General features: G+C 60.5%; 15 protein-coding genes. 12 read left to right on the plus strand and 3 right to left on the minus strand.

Annotated features, from left to right (window positions below):
• Positions 1-666 precede the first annotated feature (666 nt).
• The gene (gene pssA, locus AC1DVH_RS14655) at positions 667-2,010 is read right to left on the minus strand and encodes a CDP-diacylglycerol--serine O-phosphatidyltransferase (RefSeq protein WP_477754412.1); all 1,344 of its coding nucleotides are present in this window, start codon (positions 2,008-2,010) and stop codon (positions 667-669) included.
• A gap of 217 nt (positions 2,011-2,227) precedes the next feature.
• Between pssA and AC1DVH_RS14660 the strand changes: the two genes are divergently transcribed.
• From AC1DVH_RS14660 to AC1DVH_RS14670, 3 genes are all read left to right on the plus strand, one after another.
• Positions 2,228-2,791 carry a TetR/AcrR family transcriptional regulator gene (locus tag AC1DVH_RS14660; RefSeq protein ID WP_477754413.1) on the plus strand — a complete coding sequence of 188 codons (564 nt, stop codon included), beginning with the start codon at positions 2,228-2,230 and terminating at the stop codon, positions 2,789-2,791.
• Positions 2,792-2,847: 56 nt separating this feature from the next.
• On the plus strand, positions 2,848-3,324 hold the full coding sequence (locus AC1DVH_RS14665) for a nuclear transport factor 2 family protein (protein ID WP_477754414.1): 477 nt from the start codon (positions 2,848-2,850) through the stop codon (positions 3,322-3,324).
• Between the two features lie 207 nt (positions 3,325-3,531).
• Positions 3,532-4,311 carry a TSUP family transporter gene (locus AC1DVH_RS14670; RefSeq protein ID WP_477754415.1) on the plus strand — a complete coding sequence of 260 codons (780 nt, stop codon included), beginning with the start codon at positions 3,532-3,534 and terminating at the stop codon, positions 4,309-4,311.
• On the opposite strand, the gene nudC is transcribed toward AC1DVH_RS14670, so the two are convergent.
• Together nudC and AC1DVH_RS14680 are read right to left on the minus strand one after the other, a co-directional pair.
• The gene (gene nudC, locus AC1DVH_RS14675; RefSeq protein ID WP_477754416.1) at positions 4,279-5,109 is read right to left on the minus strand and encodes an NAD(+) diphosphatase; all 831 of its coding nucleotides are present in this window, start codon (positions 5,107-5,109) and stop codon (positions 4,279-4,281) included. The two genes, AC1DVH_RS14670 and nudC, sit on opposite strands and share 33 nt — an antisense overlap.
• Positions 5,110-5,115: 6 nt before the next feature.
• Positions 5,116-5,928, minus strand: a complete 813-nt coding sequence (locus tag AC1DVH_RS14680; RefSeq protein ID WP_477754417.1) for a crotonase/enoyl-CoA hydratase family protein — start codon at positions 5,926-5,928, stop codon at positions 5,116-5,118.
• 557 nt (positions 5,929-6,485) lie between these two features.
• On the opposite strand from AC1DVH_RS14680, the gene glgA reads away from it, so the two are divergent.
• The 9 genes from glgA to AC1DVH_RS14725 form a co-directional block, all read left to right on the plus strand.
• Complete coding sequence (gene glgA, locus AC1DVH_RS14685; protein ID WP_223461124.1) at positions 6,486-8,069, plus strand: glycogen synthase GlgA; 1,584 nt, start codon at positions 6,486-6,488, stop codon at positions 8,067-8,069.
• 12 nt (positions 8,070-8,081) lie between these two features.
• Positions 8,082-9,881 carry a malto-oligosyltrehalose trehalohydrolase gene (gene treZ, locus AC1DVH_RS14690; RefSeq protein WP_477754418.1) on the plus strand — a complete coding sequence of 600 codons (1,800 nt, stop codon included), beginning with the start codon at positions 8,082-8,084 and terminating at the stop codon, positions 9,879-9,881.
• The gene (gene malQ, locus AC1DVH_RS14695) at positions 9,874-11,952 is read left to right on the plus strand and encodes a 4-alpha-glucanotransferase (RefSeq protein ID WP_477754419.1); all 2,079 of its coding nucleotides are present in this window, start codon (positions 9,874-9,876) and stop codon (positions 11,950-11,952) included. Before treZ ends, malQ begins: the two co-directional genes overlap by 8 nt.
• Positions 11,949-14,744, plus strand: a complete 2,796-nt coding sequence (locus AC1DVH_RS14700; RefSeq protein WP_477754420.1) for a malto-oligosyltrehalose synthase — start codon at positions 11,949-11,951, stop codon at positions 14,742-14,744. The genes malQ and AC1DVH_RS14700 overlap by 4 nt, the downstream gene beginning before the upstream one ends.
• 21 nt (positions 14,745-14,765) lie before the next feature.
• A complete protein-coding gene (locus AC1DVH_RS14705; RefSeq protein ID WP_477754421.1) occupies positions 14,766-15,086 on the plus strand; it encodes a DUF2934 domain-containing protein in 321 nt (106 codons plus the stop codon).
• Positions 15,087-15,259: 173 nt separating this feature from the next.
• Positions 15,260-17,422 (plus strand): glycogen debranching protein GlgX, encoded by a 2,163-nt coding sequence (gene glgX / locus AC1DVH_RS14710; protein WP_477754422.1) that lies wholly within the window; start codon positions 15,260-15,262, stop codon positions 17,420-17,422.
• Between the two features lie 215 nt (positions 17,423-17,637).
• The gene (locus AC1DVH_RS14715; RefSeq protein ID WP_477754423.1) at positions 17,638-18,396 is read left to right on the plus strand and encodes a PIG-L deacetylase family protein; all 759 of its coding nucleotides are present in this window, start codon (positions 17,638-17,640) and stop codon (positions 18,394-18,396) included.
• Between the two features lie 78 nt (positions 18,397-18,474).
• The gene (locus tag AC1DVH_RS14720) at positions 18,475-19,275 is read left to right on the plus strand and encodes an endonuclease/exonuclease/phosphatase family protein (RefSeq protein ID WP_477754424.1); all 801 of its coding nucleotides are present in this window, start codon (positions 18,475-18,477) and stop codon (positions 19,273-19,275) included.
• A gap of 154 nt (positions 19,276-19,429) precedes the next feature.
• Positions 19,430-21,720: RHS repeat domain-containing protein (locus tag AC1DVH_RS14725; protein WP_477754425.1), on the plus strand; the 2,291-nt coding region annotated here is incomplete at its 3' end.

Consider the following 21,720-nt stretch of genomic DNA (forward strand, 5'->3'; position numbering starts at 1 on the left):
AGCTTGAACGTGCTCGTTTATAACTTGAAACGGGTGATGAAAATCCTCGGCGCGCAGAATCTGATGAAAGCGCTGGCGGCCTGAAAAGCCCCCTGTTTTGCCCGATGGACGAGCTGAGAAGCGTTACTRGTGGCATTAAAAGCGGGYTGGAGCTACGAAGARCGCTTTAGGTGTARTTAGCCAGCCAAACATCGTCGRCGCTACGYGTCGACGATGTTTGAACCAGTTTTTACACACTCTGGGCCGGCGGCGGCTAACCCGGCATCCATGCCGGGTTGMCCACTRCGCAGAACCTSCRCTCGGCCTCWCGAGGGGGCGTRSACCGCAACAGCGTCCGAGGCGGCCTGCCGGCCGGCCTGGTTCTTCATGCGTGCGCATTGCCCTGTAGGAGCTGTCGAGTGGAACGAGGCTGCGATCTTTTGGCTTTATTACTGACAAACAAGATCAAAAGATCGCAGCCTTCGGCAGCTCCTACGCAGTGATACATCCGCGAAATCAGGTCGGCTGGCAGGCCGCCATCGTCGGAACGCCGCCCGGAGCAAGCCCGCTCCCACAGGGTTTCACGTCGATCACAGCACTGTGTTTCGACGCTGATTTTGTGGGAGCGGCGGTGCGACGATTCGACTTGCCCGCGAAGGCGTCAGTCGCCACAGGCTGCGATCTTTTTCAGAGGATGCGATAGAGCAACCGCTCGATCCGCACACGACTCACGCGCTTGAGGAACTTGGCCACGCCCGCCGGGTACTCGGCGAGGGTTTCCAGGTTCTGGAAGTGCTCGATACGCCGAGTGTGCTGGAAGATCTCCGTCAGCTCTTTACGACGCGGCTCCAGCAGTTCGCCATGGGGATCATCGATCAACAAGGCGTTTTCCAGATCGAGTCGAAACGCCCGCGGGTTGAGGTTGTTGCCGGTCAGCAAGGTATAGCGCCGGTCGATCCACATGCCCTTGAGGTGATAGGTGTTGTCACCATCACGCCACAGGTGCAGGTTCAACTGCCCACTGTCGATGTTGCGCTGATGGCGCTTGGCAAACCGGCGCAAGCTGATTTCGTACAGGTACGGCAGCGCCGAAATGACCCGGAACGGTTCGCTCGGCGGAATGTAGAAATCGTTGGCGGTCTTGTCGCCGACCACAATGTCGATCTTCACCCCACGGGCCAGTGCGCGGTTGATCTCGCGGATGATCGCCAGCGGCAGGTTGAAGTACGGTGTGCAAATGGTCAGTTGCTGCTGGGCGCTGGCGATCAGTTCGCAGATCACCCGGTTCAGCGGATTGTTCTTGCCGACGCCGAGCAAGGGGCTGACAGACAAACCGGTCCGGTCGGTGGTGCCCCGCGTGGTGTCGTAGGCCGCGTGCTTGAGGCGGCTGCGCAGGTCGCCGATGTCATTGCGCAGGCTGCGGGTGGTCGGCAGGTTCGGCAGGTCGAGGCGGTGCACCGCCTTGGACGCCACCAGGCCGTGCTGCACCAGATGCTGCATCGAATCGGCCAGTTCACGATTGTGCAGCAGGTGATAGCGGTCGTAGCGGTACTTGTCGAACTTGTGCAGATAGACGTTGTTCAGGCTCGCGCCGCTGTAGATCACGCAGTCATCGATCACGAAACCTTTCAGGTGCAACACGCCGAACAGTTCGCGGGTTTGTACCGGAACGCCGTAGACCGGCACAACACTTTCGTGGGTGCGGGTCATTTCCTGATACCAGGCGGAGTTGCCCGGTTGCTTGCCGGCACCGATCAGGCCGCGCTGGGCGCGCAGCCAGTCGACGACGACCACCACGTCCAGTTCCGGACGTGCCAGCTTGGCCGCGTGCAAGGCATCGAGAATTTCCTGGCCGGCTTCATCCTGTTGCAGGTACAGCGCAACGATGTAAATGCGCCGGGTCGCGCTGGCGATTTTCTCCAACAGGCAATGACGGAATTCTGCAGCGCCGGAGAGAACGCTAACGGCATCGGCCGCCAGCGGAAAACTGCGCAACTTGGGCAGCAGGGAGCGTTTGAAAAGCGACGGCATAGGGCTCGCAATTGGGTCGAATCCGAAGAACCCGAGAGCTTACACCATGCAAAGGTTCGGGTCTTGTTACCGTCTGTAATGTCCCCTTCGCGAGCAGGCTCGCTCCTACATTGAAATGCATTCTCCTGTGGGAGCGAGCCTGCTCGCGAAGACCATTTATCAGGCACTACAAAAACACCTATTGACCATGGAGAACGATCATTCTACTGTTAGCCACATGAACGAAATCACCAGCAATGACACACGCGACATCATTATGGATGTCACCGAGAAGTTGATCTACAAAAGTGGCATTGCCGCCACTGGCATGGATCTTCTGGTGAAAACCGCCGGCGTCTCCAGAAAAAGCATCTACCGCTACTTCGCCAACAAGGACGAACTGGTGGTGGCCGCCCTGCAACGCCGCGACCAGCGTTGGATGCACTGGTACAGAGGCGCAGTCGGCCAGGCACAAACCCCGGCCGAGCGACTGCTCAACCTGTTTACCGTACTCAAGTCCTGGTTCGCCTCCGACGGTTTCCGCGGCTGCGCTTTCATCAACACCAGTGGCGAAACCGGCGACCCACAAGACCCGGTGCGCCTGGTCGCCAAAGAGCATAAACAGAAGCTGCTCGACTACGTGTGCGAGCTGTGTACCGAATATGGTGCCGAGGATCCGCAGACGCTGGCCAGACAACTGCTGATCCTGATCGATGGTGCCATTACCGTGGCGCTTGTAATGGGTGATCACAGTGCCGCCGATAATGCGCAATGCATGGCGCGAAAGTTATTGGACCTGTAGCAACTCAATCAAGCTCGACACAATGTTTGAACTTTAACTTGATACGGAGACTTGAAATGTCTGATGCCGAAGTTCGTCCGCCATTACCCCCTTTCACCCGTGAATCGGCGATTGAAAAAGTTCGCCTGGCTGAAGACGGCTGGAACTCGCGCGACCCCGAGCGCGTGTCCCTGGCCTACACCCTGGACACTCAATGGCGCAATCGCGCCGAGTTCGCCCACAACCGCGAAGAAGCCAAAGCTTTCCTGACCCGCAAATGGGCCAGGGAACTGGATTATCGGCTGATCAAGGAACTCTGGGCCTTTACCGACAACCGCATCGCCGTGCGTTATGCCTATGAATGGCATGACGACTCGGGCAACTGGTTCCGCTCCTACGGCAACGAAAACTGGGAGTTCAACGAGGACGGCCTGATGGCCCACCGCTTCGCCAGCATCAACGACATGCCGATCAAGGAAAGCGAGCGCAAGTTCCACTGGCCGCTGGGGCGTCGTCCTGACGATCATCCGGGGCTGTCGGATCTGGGCCTGTAGTTTGAATTCGCACTAATCCCTGTGGGAGCGAGCTTGCTCGCGATAGCAATCTAACATTCAACATCATTGTTGAATTTGATGACGCCATCGCGAGCAAGCTCGCTCCCACAGTTTTTGTGTTGTTCACAAAGCATCACGCAAAGGTTACAGGTAACATGTCGCCCCTTCCCCGCAGCCCTTTCTGCACCCGCCGAATAAGCCGAGCCCATGTCTTTCGAACTCAGCGTTGACCTCTCCACCCTGGCCATCCTGGCCCTTGTCGCTTTTGTTGCCGGTTTCATCGACGCCATCGCCGGTGGCGGTGGCCTGTTGACCACCCCGGCCTTGCTGACTGCCGGCCTGCCGCCGCACTTGGTGCTGGGCACCAACAAACTCAGCTCGACCTTCGGCTCGGCGGTTGCCAGTTTCACCTTCTACCGCCGCAAGCTGTTCCACCCCGCGCAATGGGTACACGCCATCATCGGTACCCTGGTCGGCGCGCTGACCGGTGCCGTGGTCGCGCACTACCTGCCGGCGGAGTGGCTGAACAAAATGCTGCCGGTGATCGTTTTCGCCTGTGGCGTTTATCTTTTGTTTGGCGGCACGCCGAAAGCGCCAGTGGACAGCGATGCACCGATCAAGAAAAAGTGGCAGTCGACCCAGGGCTTCAGCCTCGGCTTCTATGACGGCGTGGCCGGTCCCGGCACGGGCGCGTTCTGGACCGTCAGCAGCCTGCTGCTCTACCCCGTCGACCTGGTGAAGGCCAGCGGCGTGGCGCGCAGCATGAACTTCGTCAGCAACGCGGCAGCGCTGTCGATCTTCATCTTTTCCGGTCAGGTGGACTGGATCATCGGCCTGTGCATGGGCTCGTCGTTGATGGTCGGCGCGTTCCTTGGTGCCCGCACCGCCATCAGCGGCGGTGCGAAATTCATTCGCCCGGTGTTCATCACCGTGGTGCTGGGCCTGACCGTGCGCCTAGCCTGGCAGCACTGGTTCAGCGTGGCCTAAACGCCGCGCCACATAGAGGTCGATCAGGTAACGGGCAATCGAGCGTGACGCCGGCAACGGCGGCAGCTCGTGCACGTTGAACCACTGGGCGTCCTCGATCTCGTCTTCCTGACAGACGATCTCGCCGCCGGCGTATTCGGCATGAAAGCCGAGCATCATCGAGTGCGGGAACGGCCAGCACTGGCTGCCCATGTACTGGATGTTCCGGACCTCGATGCTCACCTCTTCGCGAACCTCGCGAATCAGGCAGTCCTCGGCCGATTCGCCCGGTTCGGCAAACCCGGCCAGGGTGCTGTAGACCCCCGGCACAAAACGCGGCGAACGCCCCAGCAGAATCTCGTCGCCGCGGGTCACCAGCACGATCATGCTCGGCGAAATCCGCGGGTAATAGCGCAAGTCACAAGGCTCGCAGTACATCGCCCGCTCACGCACCACCTGATGGGTCGCCTGCCCACAATTGCCGCAAAAACGATGCTCGCGGGCCCAGGTGCCGATCTGTGCGGCGTAACCGAGCACCTTGTAGACCGTGTGATCGCCCTCCAGCATGAACGCCCGCAGGCCTTTCCAGTTGCAGCCCGGCACTTCGCTGTGACTGCGCAGCTCCAGTAGATAGACCGGCTCGCCATCGAGATGACCGATGCCATGTTCGGCAATAATCGACAGGTCCTGGCGCTTCAGCCATTCGCGCGCGAACAGTGCGCCATTGTCATCGAACAGAAAGCCTTCGGGGCTGCGCGCAATGGCCCAGCCGCCGGGTTGATCGGTGTCCAGTACTGCGGTGGTCCAGCGAGGAATCATGGTTAATCAATCCAGAAATTCGGGTTTCTGTTTGCTCATATGGGCGGCCATGGCCACACGCAGATCGGTGGATTGCAGCATGGCGGCGTTCCAGGTAGCGATGTATTCGAGGCCGTCATCGATGCGATGGTCGCGCATGTAGCTGATCATCTCTTTGGTGCCGGTGACGGCGATCGGCGACTTGCTGGCGATTTCGCGGGCAATGCCCATGACGCCGTCGAGCAGACTGGCGTTGTCGCTGTAGACGCGATTGACCAGGCCCATGCCCCGCGCCTCGTCGGCGCCAAACGTGCGACCAGTGTAAGCCAGTTCGCGCAGCATGCCGTCACCGATGATCCGCGGCAAGCGTTGCAACGTGCCGACGTCGGCGGCCATGCCGATGTCGATTTCCTTGATCGAAAACTGTGCGTCATCGGCGGCATAACGCATGTCGCACGCGGCAATCAGGTCGATGGCGCCACCCAGGCAGTAGCCCTGAATCGCTGCAAGCACCGGTTTGCGGCAGTTATCGACGGCATTGAACGACGCTTGCAGGGTGAGAATCTTGCGCCGCAGCAGTCGCGCATTGCGTCCGACGTCCTTGCCCAGTTCGTTGGCCACGCCAGCCAGCATCATCAGGTCGATACCCGAGGAGAAATGCTTGCCKGCGCCGCTGAGAACCACCACGCGCACTTCATCGGTGTCGTCGATCCACTGGAAGATTTCGACGATCTCGCTCCAGAACGCAGCGTTCATCGAGTTGATCTTCTCCGGGCGGTCGATCTGCACATGGGCGATTTTATCGACCAGTTCGACGTTGAACGCGCTGTACTGAGACATGCCAGTGATCCTTTTGCGGGCAAAAATGAGGCCCGAACTATAACAAGGCATCAAGGTGGGCAGTAAGGCAGCGGTTCGGCCAAATGCGGGACTCACGACGCGCACCACAATGGTGCGCGCATGCTGAATCGTGTCGCACATTTATGTGACTGCCCAGTGACTTTTTGAGGCCAAAACGCAAAAAAACATGCACTTCGTCGGGGYGATTGCACCTCAATCAGGCACGTCCGTCCCGCTACAAACCGATTGTCGAACAATTTTGCCATCCGGCCTTTACCGCTCTAAGTTCTGGCCTAGACTCATTTTCTCGAGACGAAACCGATCGGTCACAAAATGGAAAAACAGTCGAAACTTTTTCCAATCCCGATCGGTCCTCTGACAAGAAGGTGCGTTGCGACTGGTGCAATCTTTGCAACGGCTCATTCAACCCTTTTGCTTCGACGCATTGGGCAGCGCTTGCTCACTGATGCGTAGCGCATTTGCGCCGGCCACGGGAATTGGCCATGGAACACCGTTTGCCAGACCTAAGAATTAGATCAACAACACGGGAGATTCATATGATCAGTACGGCTTTGGAAATACAGGGAGAGCGTGCTCATCAGGTCGGCGAATCGAGCGCCGTTACTGCCGCAAACACCCAACCCGTCAGTGTTCCAGGCACCAGGACCCTGACCCCGGCAGCCAAGCACAATCCGAACCGTAAGAAAGTCCTGTTCGTCACCTCGGAAATTGCCGACCTGGTGAAAACCGGTGGTCTGGGCGACGTTTCCGCGGCGCTGCCACGGGCCATGGCCCATCTGCACGATGTGCGGGTGTTGATCCCGGGTTACCCGCAGGTGCTGCACAGCGAGAACCCCATTCATATCATCGGTGAGCTTGGCGGTCATGCGGCGTTGCCACCGTGCAAGATCGGGCGCATGGACATGCCCGACGGTCTGGTCATTTACGTACTGATCTGCCCCGAACTCTACGAGCGCGAAGGTTCGCCCTACGGCGCCAACAACGGCCGCGACTGGCCGGACAACCATATCCGTTTCGCCCGCCTGGGCCTGGCGGCGGCCGATATTGCCGCCAACCTCGCGCAAATCCACTGGTGCCCGGACCTGGTGCACGCCCACGACTGGCCGGCCGGCCTGGCCCCTGCTTATATGCACTGGCGTGGACAGCGCACACCCACCCTGTTCACCATCCACAACCTGGCGTACCAGGGCGTAACCAGCCTGGGGTCGTGCCCCGAATTGGGCATCCCCCATCACGCGCTGCAGCAGGAAGGCATGGAGTTCTACGGCAAGATGTCGTTCCTCAAGGCCGGCATGGCCTATTCGAGCCACATCACCACGGTTAGCGCGACCTACGCCCAGGAAATCACCACCCCGGATTTCGGCTGCGGTCTCGACGGTTTTCTCGCCGCCAAGACCCAGCAAGGCCTGCTCAGCGGCATTCCCAACGGCATCGATGAAAGCTGGGATGCGGCGACCGATCCGCACCTGTTCTGCCCGTTCAACATCGGCGACTGGGATGGCAAGGCCGTGAACGCCGCTCATGTGCGCGAGCTGTTCGGCCTGGAAGATTCCGAAGGTCCACTGTTTGCAGTGGTCTCGCGGCTGGTTTATCAGAAAGGCCTGGACCTCACCGAGGCGGTGTCCGAGTACATCGTCAAAAACGGCGGGCAGATCGCGATCATCGGCCGTGGCGAGCCGGAAGAAGAACAATCGATGCGCGAACTGGCCCTGCGTTTCCCCGGGCAGATCGGCGTGCGCATCGGCTTCAACGAAACCGACGCCCGCCGCATGTTCGCTGGCAGCGACTTCCTGCTGATGCCTTCGCGGTACGAGCCATGCGGCCTGAGCCAGATGTACGCCCAGCGCTTCGGCTCGTTGCCGGTGGCACGCAACACCGGTGGCCTGGCCGACACCATCGAGAACGGCGTGACCGGTTTCCTGTTCGATGAATCCACGGTGCAGAGCTATCAGGAAGCCCTGAGTCGCGCATTCAAGGTATTCGCCTTTCCCGACCTGCTGCACGCCATGCGCTGCCGGGCCATGGCCGCGCCGTTCAACTGGTGCAAGGCGGTCGAACCCTACGCCGAACTCTATGAACAGCTTGTGGCGAAAGCATTGGGGAAATCGAACAAACAGTAAGAGGCTTTCAAGATGCCGTTACGGACCCTTGAGACCTGGCCCCACGGCGCAATCATGCTGGACGCAGAGCACACGCGATTTGCGTTGTGGGCGCCAGATGCGTTTTACGTCAGTGTCGAACTGGAAAATGGACAGTCCTTGCCGTTGCTGCCCCAGGCCGACGGCTGGTTCGTGAGCAACATCCGATGCGCAGCGGGCACGCGTTACCGCTACAGCATCGACGGCGAACTGGAAGTGCCCGACCCGGCCTCCCGCGCTCAGGCCGGCGATATCGACCGGCACAGCGTGGTGGTCGATCCGCTGACCTATGCGTGGCAACACAGTACCTGGCTGGGACGGCCGTGGAACGAAGCGGTGATCTACGAACTGCATGTCGGTGCGCTCGGCGGCTTCAGCGCCGTCGAGCAGCATCTGGCGCGCCTGGTCGAACTGGGTGTCACCGCGATCGAACTGATGCCCATCGCGCAGTTTCCCGGTGAGCGTAATTGGGGTTATGACGGCGTCCTGCCCTATGCGCCCCAGGCTTCCTACGGCTCACCCGAGCAGCTCAAGCACTTGATCGACACCGCCCACGGCCACGGTCTGGCGGTGATTCTCGACGTGGTCTACAACCACTTCGGCCCGGACGGCAATTACCTGCATCGTTATGCCAGTGCTTTCTTTCGCGAAGACCAACACACGCCGTGGGGCGCGGCCATCGACTTGCGCCGTCGCGAAGTACGGGACTTCTTCATCGAAAACGCCTTGATGTGGCTGCTGGAATACCGTTTCGACGGATTGCGCCTGGACGCGGTGCACGCCATCCAAGATCCAGATTTCCTCCAGGAACTGGCGCAACGGGTGCGCCAGCAGACGGGACCGGCGCGGCATGTGTGGCTGATGGTCGAGAACGAACACAACCAGGCCAGCCTGCTCGAACAGGGTTACGACGCGCAATGGAATGATGACGGCCACAACGCCCTGCACGTATTGCTGACCGGCGAAACCGACGCCTATTACGCCGACTACGCGCAAAACCCCACCGAACAACTGGCGCGCTGCCTGAGCCAGGGTTTCGTGTTCCAGGGCCATCTCAACCGCCATGGAGTGGCACGCGGTGAACCCAGCGGGCATTTGCCCCCCGGCGCATTCATCCTGTTTTTGCAGAACCATGACCAGATCGGCAACCGGGCCTTCGGCGAGCGCCTGCATCAACTCGCCCACCCGCAAGCGCTGCAGGCCGCCACGGTGTTGCTGCTGCTGTCGCCGATGATTCCGCTGCTGTTCATGGGTGACGAGTTTGCCGTCGAACAACCCTTTCTGTTTTTCACCAGCCATCACGGTGAATTGGCAAAACGGGTACGCGATGGCCGGCGCAACGAGTTCGCGGCGTTCAGCGCGTTTGCGGACCCGCGTCAACGCGAACACATTCCGGACCCGAACGATCCGCAGACATTTGCGGCGTCCCGCCCTGTCCTGCCCTCGATCGGCCACAGCGAGATGCACGACCTGTACTGCCGACTGTTGCAGATCCGTCACCGGCTCATCGTCCCGCACTTGCCGGGCACCCAGGCACTGGGCACCGACGTGCTGGGCGAAGGCGCGATCAGTGCAGCCTGGCGATTGGGCGATGGCAGCCAACTGCGCATTGACCTGAACCTCAGCGACAGGCCCGTAGGCCACACCTCACAGACCGGTGCCGCGCGGTTGTTCGAATACCCGCCAGAGAGCGCCGGCCTTCTGGACCAGGGCACCCTTGCCCCGTATTGCGCGCTCGTCAGCCTCGCCGCCGCAGCCCCTTTGCTACCCCGTATGGAGAGCGTCCATGAGTGATGCGCAACTGGAAATCCTGGCCAGCCGTGCCGGCCTCGCGGTCGACTGGATCGACGCCAACGGTCGCCCGCAAAAAGTCGCGCCTTCAGTGTTGCGCAACGTGCTGAGCGGCCTTGGCCACCCGGCCGGCAGTGCCCAGGAAATCGACACCAGCCTGCTGGAGTTGCAAGCGGCGCAACAGACCCATCACTTGCCGCCATTGATCACCGCCGATGTCGGGGTGGGCCTGGACCTGGCGCGTTATTTCGAGCCCCAGACCCCTTGCGAAATCCACCTCGAAGACGGTTCGCGGCTCAACCTGAAACTGGACGCCAACGCGGTGCTGCCGGGGCTGGTACCGGTCGGCTATCAACAGGTCGGCATCGACGGACAAACCTTCACTCTGGCGGTGGCCCCATCCCGTTGTTACAGCGTGGCCGATGCCGTGGATAACCCCATTCCTCGTGCCTGGGGCCTGAGCGTGCAGTTGTATGGCTTGCGCCGCCCCGGTGATGGCGGGTTTGGTGACACCCAGGCGCTGGAGGACCTCGCCCGGGTGGCCGGTGAGCGTGGCGCCGAGGCGCTGGCGATCAGCCCGTTGCATGCGATGTTTTCCAGTGACACCCAACGCTATAGCCCATATTCGCCGTCCAGCCGTTTGTTTCTCAACAGCCTTTACTGCGCCCCCGGAACCATTCTCGGCGAACGCGCCCTGCGTACCGCCATCGATGCAACCGGCCTGGCCATTGAACTCAAGGCGCTGGAAGAACGTCCGCTGATTGACTGGCCGGCCGCCGCCGAAGCCAAGCATCGGTTGTTGCAGACCCTGTATGAAGGCTTCGTCCAGGGTGAACACCCGTTGCACGAAGACTTCAGCAGTTTTCGTCACGCCGCTGGCGAAGCGCTGGAAAACCACTGCCGCTTCGAAGCCATCCAGGAGGCTCGCGCCGCCCGCGGTGAACACCTCGACTGGCGGCAGTGGCCCGAACCCTGGCGCAACCCGCGCAGCGCCGAACTGGCGGCATTCGCCGAAGAAAATGCCGGGCGCATCGGCTTCTTCGCCTTCTGCCAGTGGCTGATCACGCGCTGCCTGGAGCGCGCGCAAACCGCCGCCCGCGCCAGCGGCATGAGCATCGGCCTGATTGCCGATCTGGCCGTCGGTGCCGATGGCGGCGGCAGCCAGGCCTGGAGCCGTCAGGACGAACTGCTCGCCTCCCTCACCGTCGGTGCACCACCGGACATTCTCAACCGCACTGGCCAGGGCTGGGGGATTTCCGCGTTCTCCCCTGAAGGCCTGGTGCGCAATGGTTTCCGGGCCTTCATCGAAATGTTGCGGGCCAACTTCGCCCACTCCGGAGGCTTGCGCATCGATCATGTCATGGGCTTGCAGCGTTTGTGGGTGATCCCCAATGGCTCGCCGCCAGCCGACGGCGCTTACCTGTATTACCCGGTGGACGATCTGCTGCGTTTGCTGACCCTGGAATCCCATCGTCACCAGGCCATCGTCCTCGGTGAAGACCTCGGCACCGTGCAGGACGGCCTGCGGGAAAAACTCATCGCCCGTTCGATGCTCGGCATGCGGGTATTGCTGTTCGAACAGGACAACACGCACTTCAAGCCGATCCTCGACTGGCCGGACAACGCCCTGGCGACCACCAGCACCCATGACCTGCCCACCCTCAACGGCTGGTGGCATGGCCGCGATATCGACTGGAACGCCCGGCTCGGCATGGTCGATGCCAGCACTGAAATCGAATGGCGCCAGCACCGCGAGCGCGAGCGTGAGGGCCTGCGCCGGGCGTTGAGCCAGGACCCGCAGAACTTTCGCGAAGAGTCCCACGAAACCGACCAGGTGCTCGACGCCAGCGTGCGCTTCCTCGGCCATACCCGGTCGCCGTTGGTGTTGCTGCCACTGGAAGATGCCCTTGGCGTGGAACAACAGGCCAATCTGCCGGGCACCATCGATACTCACCCGAACTGGTCGCGGCGCTTGCCCGGATACAGCGAGGCCCTGCTCGATGGAGCGGATGCCGCGCGGCGTCTGGAACTGCTCGCCTGTGCGCGACTTCAGGCGGCCGAGCGTGATCGATGACTCAAGTGCCGAGCCGACCACTGCGCGCCACGTTGCGCCTGCAATTTCATAAAGGCTTCACGCTGGAAGATGCGGTGCCACTGGTGCCGTATTTCGCCCGTCTCGGCATCAGCCATGTCTACGCCTCCCCGCTGTTGCGCGCGCGCGTCGGATCGACGCACGGCTATGACGTGGTGGACCCGACAAGGGTCAATCCGGAGCTGGGCGGTGAGGTGGCGCTGCGCAGTCTGGTCGGTGCCCTGCACGGGCACAACATGGGGTTGATCCTCGATATCGTCTCCAACCACATGGCGGTCGGCGGCAGTGATAATCCCTGGTGGCTGGATTTGCTGGAGTGGGGGCGCCTGAGCCCCTACGGCGAGTTTTTCGACATCCAGTGGCACTCGCCCGACCCGTTGATGGAGGGCCAGTTGCTCCTGCCGTTTCTGGGCAGCGACTATGGCGTCGCGTTGCAGGACGGCACCCTSCCCCTGCGCTTCGATGCCTGGCACGGAAGCTTTCATGTCGAGTACTACGAACACCGCTTTCCCATTTGCCCCTGGGATTACGGCGAGCTGCTCAAGGTCGATGCGCCGCTCGATACGCAACAGGCCGAACAACTCAAATCCCTGGCCGATCGCTTCAGCACCCTGAGCTACCAGACCGATGCCCACAGCCAGGCGCGACCGCTGAAAGCAGAACTACGCGACCTGGTCAGCGATCCGGCCATTGCCCAAGCCATTGACCAACACCTGAAAAACTACGACTCAGTGACCCGCGAAGGCTTCCAGCGCCTGCACAACCTGCTGGAGCGCCAGAGCTATCGCCTGGCCAGTTGGCGCACCGCCGCCGACGACATCAACTGGCGGCGCTTCTTTGATATCAATGAACTCGGTGGGCTGCGCGTCGAGCGTCCCGCCGTGTTCGAAGCCACCCACGCGAAGATCTTCCAACTGGTGGCTGAAGGGCTGATCGACGGGTTGCGCATCGACCATATCGACGGCCTTGCCGACCCGCGGGGCTACTGCCGAAAACTGCGCCGTCGGATCGACAGCCTGTCCCCGGGGCGCCACCTGCCCATCTATGTCGAAAAGATCCTCGGCGAAGGCGAAACCCTGCATCGCGACTGGTCGGTGGACGGCACCACCGGTTACGAGTTCATGAACCAGTTGTCACTGCTGCAACACGATCCCCGGGGTGCGCAGACACTGGCCGAACTCTGGCATTACCACAGCGAGCGGCCCGCCGACTTCTCCCGGGAAGCACAACTGGCCCGTCAGCAAATCCTCAATGGCTCCCTCGCCGGGGATTTCGAAAGCGTCGCCCAGGCCTTGCTGCAAGTGGCCCGGGACAATCTCATGACCCGCGACCTGACCCTCGGCGCCATTCGCCGGGCCTTGCAGGCGCTGATCGTGCATTTTCCGGTGTACCGCACCTACATCAGCGCCCTCGGCCGGTCGGCCCAGGACGAGGTGTTTTTCCAACGGGCCATGGACGGTGCCCGGCAAACCCTGGGTGAGGCGGACTGGCCGGTGCTCGACTGCCTGGCCGGCTGGCTCGGCGGTGAACCCTGGCGGCAGCGCCCGGCCGGTCGCGAGCGCAAACGCCTCAAGCACGCCTGCGTACGTTTCCAGCAACTGACCTCGCCGGCCGCGGCGAAAGCGGTGGAAGACACCGCGTTCTATCGGTCGGCGGTCCTGCTCTCGCGCAACGATGTGGGATTCAACACCGAGCAGTTCAGTGCGCCGGTTGCCGACTTTCATCAAGCCTGCATCGAGCGCCTCGACACCTTCCCGGACAATCTGCTGGCCAGCGCCACCCACGATCACAAGCGCGGGGAAGATTCACGGGCGCGGCTGGCGGTATTGAGCGAGCGCAGCGACTGGTACGCCGACCAGATCGGTCTGTGGCGCACCCTCGCCCGGCCACTGCGCAGTGACGATCAAGTGCCGTCGGCGGGCGATGAGTTGATTCTGTATCAAGCGATTCTTGGCAGCTGGCCGCTGGAGTTGGCTGTCGATCATCCGCCGGCGCTAGAGGACTACGCAAAACGCCTCTGCCAGTGGCAACGCAAGGCCCTGCGCGAAGCCAAATTGCAAAGCAGCTGGAACGCACCCAATGACCCTTGTGAGCAGGCGAGCGAGGACTTCATCCAGCGCCTGTTGCTCAGCCCCGAAGGCGAGTTGTTGCGTACGGCCCTGGCCAAGGCTGCCCGTTCGATTGCCGTCCCCGGTGCACTCAACGGTTTGGCGCAAACCTTGCTGYGCATGACCGTGCCCGGCGTACCGGATTTGTATCAGGGCAACGATTTCTGGGACTTCAGCCTGGTCGATCCGGACAACCGTCGCCCGGTGGATTACGCCAGCCGCCAGCAGGCACTGCAGCAAGCGGTGGACCTGCCGGACTTGTTGCTGAACTGGCGTGACGGGCGCATCAAGCAGGCCTTGATTGCGCGCACCCTGGGTTTGCGTACCGAGCATGCCGAGCTGTTTCGGCGTGGCACTTACCAGGCCCTGGAAGTGGTGGGCAGCGAAGCCCATCGAGTGCTGGGTTTTGTCCGTGAACGGGAGGGAAAACGCGCCATCGTGATTGTGCCGATACGTTGTGCCGAACTGCTGGAAAACAGTGCCGAGCCACAGGTCCACGCGCCGCAGTGGGGCGATACCCGGGTCAAATTGCCGTTCACCGTCCCTGACGAAAATCTGAAGGGACTTTTTTCCGGCGTCGCAGTCACACAACACAGGGAGCTGCTGGTCAGCGCCGCGTTAGGGGATTTCCCGGTCAATCTCTTTATTCAAACTACCCACACTTGAGTTCAGTTCAGGAGCATTGCGATGAGTACCAACGATAAACGCATCAGCGAGTTCGCCTATCAGATCTGGGAGTCCGAAGGAAAACCCGAGGGCCAGGAGGCCCGCCACTGGGAGATGGCGCGCAAACTGGCAGAAGCTGAAGCCCTGGCCCCCAAAAAACCAGCCAAGGCAGCGGCGATTAAAACCCCGGTCAGCAAAACGGCCAATGGCAAGGCTGGTGAGAGCAAAGTCGCTGCGCCCAAAACCAAAGCCAAGCCTGCAGCGGCCTCGAAAGTAATCCCGCCGGGAGAAAAGACCGCCGAGAAAAAGCCTCGGGCTGCGCGAAAACCGCCAGCGGTTTGATCCACACAGCGTTTGCCCTGACTGACTGCGTGGCACACCTGTTCGCCCCAAAAAACACCTGTGGGAGCGAGCTTGCTCGCGATRGCGGAGTGTCAGCCAACATAGGTCTTGCATGTTGAACCGCCATCGCGAGCAAGCTCGCTCCCACATGTATCCCGTCTGCAGGAGCACTTATGACCAGCCCAAAGAAAGCCGCCACGCCAGCCCCGCGTGCCGAAGCCACGCGAATCCGCGAAGGCCTGCCCTTTCCGCTGGGTGCCACCTGGGATGGACTGGGCGTCAACTTCGCGCTGTTTTCCGCCCACGCCACCAAAGTTGAACTGTGCCTGTTCGACGACGCCGGCGAGGTGGAACTCGAACGCATCGAACTGCCCGAATACACCGACGAGATCTACCACGGCTACTTGCCCGACGCCCATCCGGGGCTAATCTACGGCTATCGCGTCTACGGCCCGTACGACCCGGCCAACGGCCATCGCTTCAACCCCAACAAACTGCTGATCGACCCCTACGCCAAACAACTGGTCGGCAAGCTGAAATGGTCCGAAGCGCTGTTCGGCTACACCATCGGCCACCCCGACGCCGACCTCAGCTTCGATAAACGGGACAGCGCGCCCTTCGTGCCCAAATGCAAGGTCATCGACCCGGCGCACACCTGGGGCCACGACCACCGCGTCAGCGTGCCGTGGGACAAGACAATCATCTATGAAACCCATGTGCGCGGCTTCAGCATGCGTCACCCTGCCGTCCCCGAAAACCTGCGCGGCACCTTTGCCGGGTTGATGGTCGATGACGTGCTGGAGCACATCCGCAAACTCGGCGTGTCGACCGTGGAGTTGCTGCCGATCCACGCGTTCGTCAACGACCAGCATTTGTTGCACAAGGGCATGACCAATTACTGGGGCTACAACAGCATTGCGTTTTTCGCCCCCGACCCGCGTTACCTGGCCAGTGGCAAGATTGCCGAATTCAAGGAAATGGTCGCGCACCTGCACGAAGCCAATCTGGAGGTGATCCTCGACGTGGTCTACAACCACACCGCCGAGGGCAACGAGCAAGGCCCGACCCTGTCCATGCGCGGTATCGACAACGCGTCCTACTACCGCCTCAAGCCCGATGACAAGCGCTTCTATATCAACGATTCCGGCACCGGCAACACCCTGGACCTGAGCCACCCGTGCGTACTGCAAATGGTCACCGACTCCCTGCGCTACTGGGCCTCGGAAATGCACGTGGACGGTTTCCGCTTCGACCTGGCGACCATTCTGGGGCGTTACCACGACGGTTTCGACGAACGCCACAGTTTCCTCGTGGCCTGCCGCCAGGACCCGGTGCTGCGCCAGGTCAAACTGATCGCCGAAGCCTGGGACTGCGGCCCCGGTGGTTATCAGGTCGGCAATTTTCCGCCGGGCTGGGTCGAGTGGAACGACAAATTCCGCGACACCGTGCGCGCCTTCTGGAAAGGCGACGACGGGCAATTGGCGGACTTTGCCAGCCGCCTGACCGCTTCGGGCGAAATGTTCAATCAGCGTGGCCGGCGGCCCTACTCATCGGTGAACTTCGTCACCGCCCATGACGGCTTCACCCTCAACGACCTGGTGTCGTACAACGACAAGCACAACGAGGCCAACGACGAAGACAATCAGGATGGCAGCAACAACAACCTGTCGTGGAACCACGGCGTCGAAGGCCCTACCCACGATCCCGACATCAACGCATTGCGCCATCGGCAGATGCGCAATTTCTTCGCCACCCTGCTGCTGGCCCAGGGCACGCCGATGCTGGTGGCCGGCGACGAATTCGCCCGCACCCAGGACGGCAACAACAATGCGTACTGCCAGGACAGCGAGATCGGCTGGGTGAACTGGGACCTCAGCGAAGACGGCAAGGCCCTGCTCAAGTTCGTCAAACGCCTGATCAAGTTGCGCCTGACCTACCCGATCCTGCGGCGCGGGCGTTTCCTGGTGGGTAATTTCAACGAAGACATCGGCGTCAAGGACGTGACCTGGCTGGCGCCGGACGGCACGCACATGACCACCAGGCATTGGCACGATGCGCATAATCGCTGCCTGGGCATGCTGCTCGATGGCCGCGCCCAGGAAACCGGCATTCGCCGCAAAGGCGCCGACGCAACGTTGATGCTGGTGGTCAACGCGCATCACGACATCGTCAATTTCCGGCTACCGGAGGTGCCTGACGGCGGTTTCTGGACGTGCATGATCGACACCAACCAGCCGTCGATCCACGGCCAGGAGCGCTTCGAGTTTGGCCACGAGTACTCGGTCACCGGCCGCTCGTTGCTGCTGTTCGAACTGCAGCATGAGGAAGAAGAGTAAAAGAGACTCCAGGTATTCATGGCCGCAACACCGCAGAGCGGAAAAATCATTCTGGATAAGCTCGCGACGCGACGAATAGCGTTACATGAGCAATACTCGATTCGCGCCAATCCAGGGTTTGGCTTGTCGCACATTGCTTTCAACGAGCCCTCTCGGGTCTGCCGGCCCTGGCTCGCGCACGACTGAAGGCGAAACACAACAAGGACGTAATCCCCATGAAATCCGTTTCCTTCAACGAAGCCAGCCTGCCATCACAAATCTGGAACAGTGCCCCGCAACTGGACAGCATCCCGGTCATCAGCACCCAATCCCTGGTGCCCACCGGCTCACGCGCGGTGCTCATTGCCCCGCACCCCGGCGATGAAGTCGTGACCTGCGGCGGCCTGCTGCAATTGCTCAGCAACCTGGGCCACCCGCTGCAATTGATCTCGATCACCGACGGCAGCGCCAGCCATCCAGGCTCTCGGCAGTGGTCGGAAAAACGCCTCAGCGTATTTCGTCCCCAGGAAAGCGTGGAAGCCATCCGCCGACTCGGTTTGCCGATGCACAGCCTGAAGTGGATTCGTGGCGGGTTTACCGACAACGCCCTGGTGGAACACGAAGAACAGATCGCCCGATTCATCACGCGCTACCTGCGTCCAGGTGATGTGGTGTTCAGCACCTGGTGCGAGGACGGCAACCTCGACCACGACATCGTCGGCCGGGCCAGCGCCAGGGCCGCGGCCAACGCTGGGGCATCCTACAACGACGTACCGCTCTGGGCCTGGCACTGGCCGGCACGGGACCGGGAGTCGATTCCCTGGCATCGTGCGCGCAAGGTGCGCCTCGATACCTGGACCGTCGCCCGCAAGAGCCACGCCATCCACGCCTACGCCAGCCAACTCGACGGCGAGCCGGCCATCGGCCTCGCGCCATTGCTGCCGCGGGCGCTGCTCGAGCGTATCCGCTTGCCTTATGAAATCGTGTTGGTTTGAAAGCGCAACCCATCAGACTGAACTGCCTGCCGACGCATCAGTCGCATACATAAGCAGCCCTGAATCAGAGGAGTGGATGTGGCCAGTCATTCAAAACGGCAGGTAGCCCAATCAACGCCATTGAACACACCCCCGGCGATTCATCGGCTTCGCGTGCTGACGGTCAATACCCATAAGGGGTTTACCGCACTCAACCGGCGTTTCATCCTCCCAGAGTTGCGTGAAGCGGTGCGCAGTACGTCGGCAGACCTGGTGTTTCTGCAAGAAGTCGTCGGCGAACACGACCGGTATTCCTCCCGCTACAACGATTGGCCACAAACCTCGCAATATGAATTTCTCGCCGACAGCATGTGGGGCGACTTCGCCTATGGACGCAATGCCGTCTATCCCGACGGTCATCATGGCAATGCCCTGCTGTCGAAATACCCGATCCGCGAGTACCGAAACCTCGATGTTTCCATTACCGGCCCGGAACGCCGTGGCTTGCTGCACTGCGTGCTGGACGTGCCGGGGCATAGTGAAGTCCATGCCATCTGCGTGCACCTCAGCCTGCTGGAAAGTCATCGTCAGCTGCAGTTGCAGTTGCTCTGCCAACTCCTTGAGTCCCTGCCCGAGCAGGCGCCGGTGATCATTGCCGGCGACTTCAACGACTGGCAGCTGCAGGGCAATGCCGCCCTGGCACGTCGCGATTATCTGCACGAAGCCTTCGAACGCCACCATGGCCGTCCGGCCAAAACCTACCCCGCGCGGTTTCCCTTGTTGCGCCTGGACCGTGTCTACCTGCGCAATGCCAGCAGCCACGAGCCGCAAATACTCGGGCACAAGCCGTGGACGCACCTGTCCGACCATTTGCCGCTGGCGGTGGAAGTGCATCTCTAAATCGCCAAACCTGTTAGTTCTTACAGTATCCCGCGCCTCGATTGGCAGGCATGCTGGTTTCCGGGCATTGGGCAGGTAGCGAAGTACCACGATGACTTACCGGGCGCTTCACCACAAAGGCACGCCAACTTTGACGGTTACGGACGCGCGCGGTTTGACCGTACGTGAGGTGGCTTACTGCCGAGAGCAGGTGGAGCAGCCCTCCGATACCCGAATCACCCGTCAAGTATTCGACCCTGCCGAACGTCTGGTGGCGCATTGGGATCCGCGCCTTTGGGGCAACGCCCCCGCCCCCAACCTCGCGACGATCTTCAGCCTTACGGGCCAGACGCTATTGAGTGACAGTGTCGATGCCGGTTGGCTGTTGAGCCTGCCCAATGAAGCTCAATCCATGGTGTCTCGATGGGACAGTCGTGGCACTTGGCATCAAACGGGATTCGATCGACTTCAACGACCGGTTGCCCTCAGTGAAAAGTTGGTCAATGAACCGACTCGAGTCATCGAGCGATTCACCTACGGTTTGGCCAGCCATGGATGTGCGGCACACAACCAATGCGGCCAACTGATACGCCACGATGATGATGCCGGCAGTCAGCATTTGAGCGAATTTGCCGTTCACGGCGAAATGCTGGTTGAAACCCGGCAGTTTCTCAGCAGCCTTGATACGCCTGACTGGCCGCTCGACATTCAATTACGCGAGGCATTGCTGGWAGTTGGCGAGGCTTTTGTTTCCACCTGGCGTTACACCGCCACCGGCGACTCGCAAAGCCAGACCGATGCCAAAGACAACTACCGGGAATTTGCTTATTCGGTAGCTGGCCAGCTCAAGGAGAGCCGGTTGCAGCTGGAAAGCGCCGGGCAAGTACCTCGCCTATTGGTCAGTGACATCCATTACAACGCCGCCGGACAGATAGACAATGAAACTGCTGGCAATGGCGTAATTACCCGCGTTTTTTATGCAGCCGACGATGGCCGTCCGATTCGGCTGGTGAGCGCCGTGCCTGGCAGCCCCCCACTCCAGGATTTGCACTACCGCTACGATCCGGTCGGCAACATCCTTCATGTGGAAGACGCGGCACAACCCATTCGATTTTTCAAAAACCAGCGGGTCGAACCGATCAACCGTTATCGTTACGACAGCCTGTACCAACTGGTCGAAGCCAGTGGCAGGCAAGTGATGCCCGCCACTTACGGTCCCGCGCTCCCGGCATTGCTGCCTACTCCGCTGGACCCGAATCAACTGACCCATTACACACAAACTTTCGACTACGATGCCGCCGGCAACCTGCTCACCCGCCACCACTGCGGCGCACCGACCATCAGCATGAAAGTCTCCAGTACCAGCAACCGCAGCCTTGCGCTGCAAGAGAACAGCGCATGGCTCGACGAGGAGGACATCGCCAATGGGTTTGATCCCTGCGGCAATCAACAACAACTGCAACCTGGCCAGTTCATCCGCTGGGACGGTCGTCAGCAGTTGAGTGAGGTCACGATGGTCAAGCGCGATGACGGGCCTGATGACCATGAGCGCTACATCTATGGCCCGCGAGGACAACGCCTGCGTAAGGTGCGCATCACCCACACCGGCCGTCGCACCTTACTTGCTGAGACACGCTATTTACCGGGGCTGGAAATTCACATCGACGCCGTGCACGGTGAAGAACGACATGCGATTACAGCCGACGCGGGACGTAGCCAGGTACGGATGATGCACTGGACAGTGCCCCCTCCAAAGGACGTAAAGAATGATCAACTGCGAYTCAGCCTCAGCGACTTGCTTGGTTCCTGCACACTGGAGTTGGATGAAAATGCCAGGCTATTGAACCAGGAAGGTTTTTACCCGTTTGGCGGCACGGCGTGGTGGGCTGGCAACAGTGCATTGGAATCGAGAGACAAGGTTCGTCGTTATTCAGGAAAGGAGCGGGATGCGACAGGGCTTTATTACTATGGTTATCGATATTACGCACCGTGGTTGCAACGGTGGATGAGTCCGGATCCGGCGGGGAATGTGGATGGGCTGAATCGGTATTTGATGGTGAAGAATAGTCCGGTGGTTTTTTTTGATGAAAATGGCCTTGGGCGCACATCAACAACAAATCCGCATCGACCATTAACGTCAGGCCGACAAAACGCTGAACCAAACATCTCTTATTACGATCAAAACTTAGAAGAACGCTTTAACCTAGATAGCGAAGCAGTAAAAAAGCACATAGACTTCATCGAAAAAAACTTCATCCATCAATCAATAATGAAATACGGCATAAACTCTTCATTTATTTCTGATAATTTTCACAATATTTTCCAACCAGATCACTGGCAATTCATGCATAACTTTCGAAACCCCACCACAACGGATTACTACGCAAATGAAGTGGTGAAATTTCAGTACACAAAAATAGCTCGAGAACAAAACTTCTTTGGACATCTACCGTCCCTCATTACCAG

The organism is Pseudomonas sp. P4_C3, from assembly GCF_056402075.1.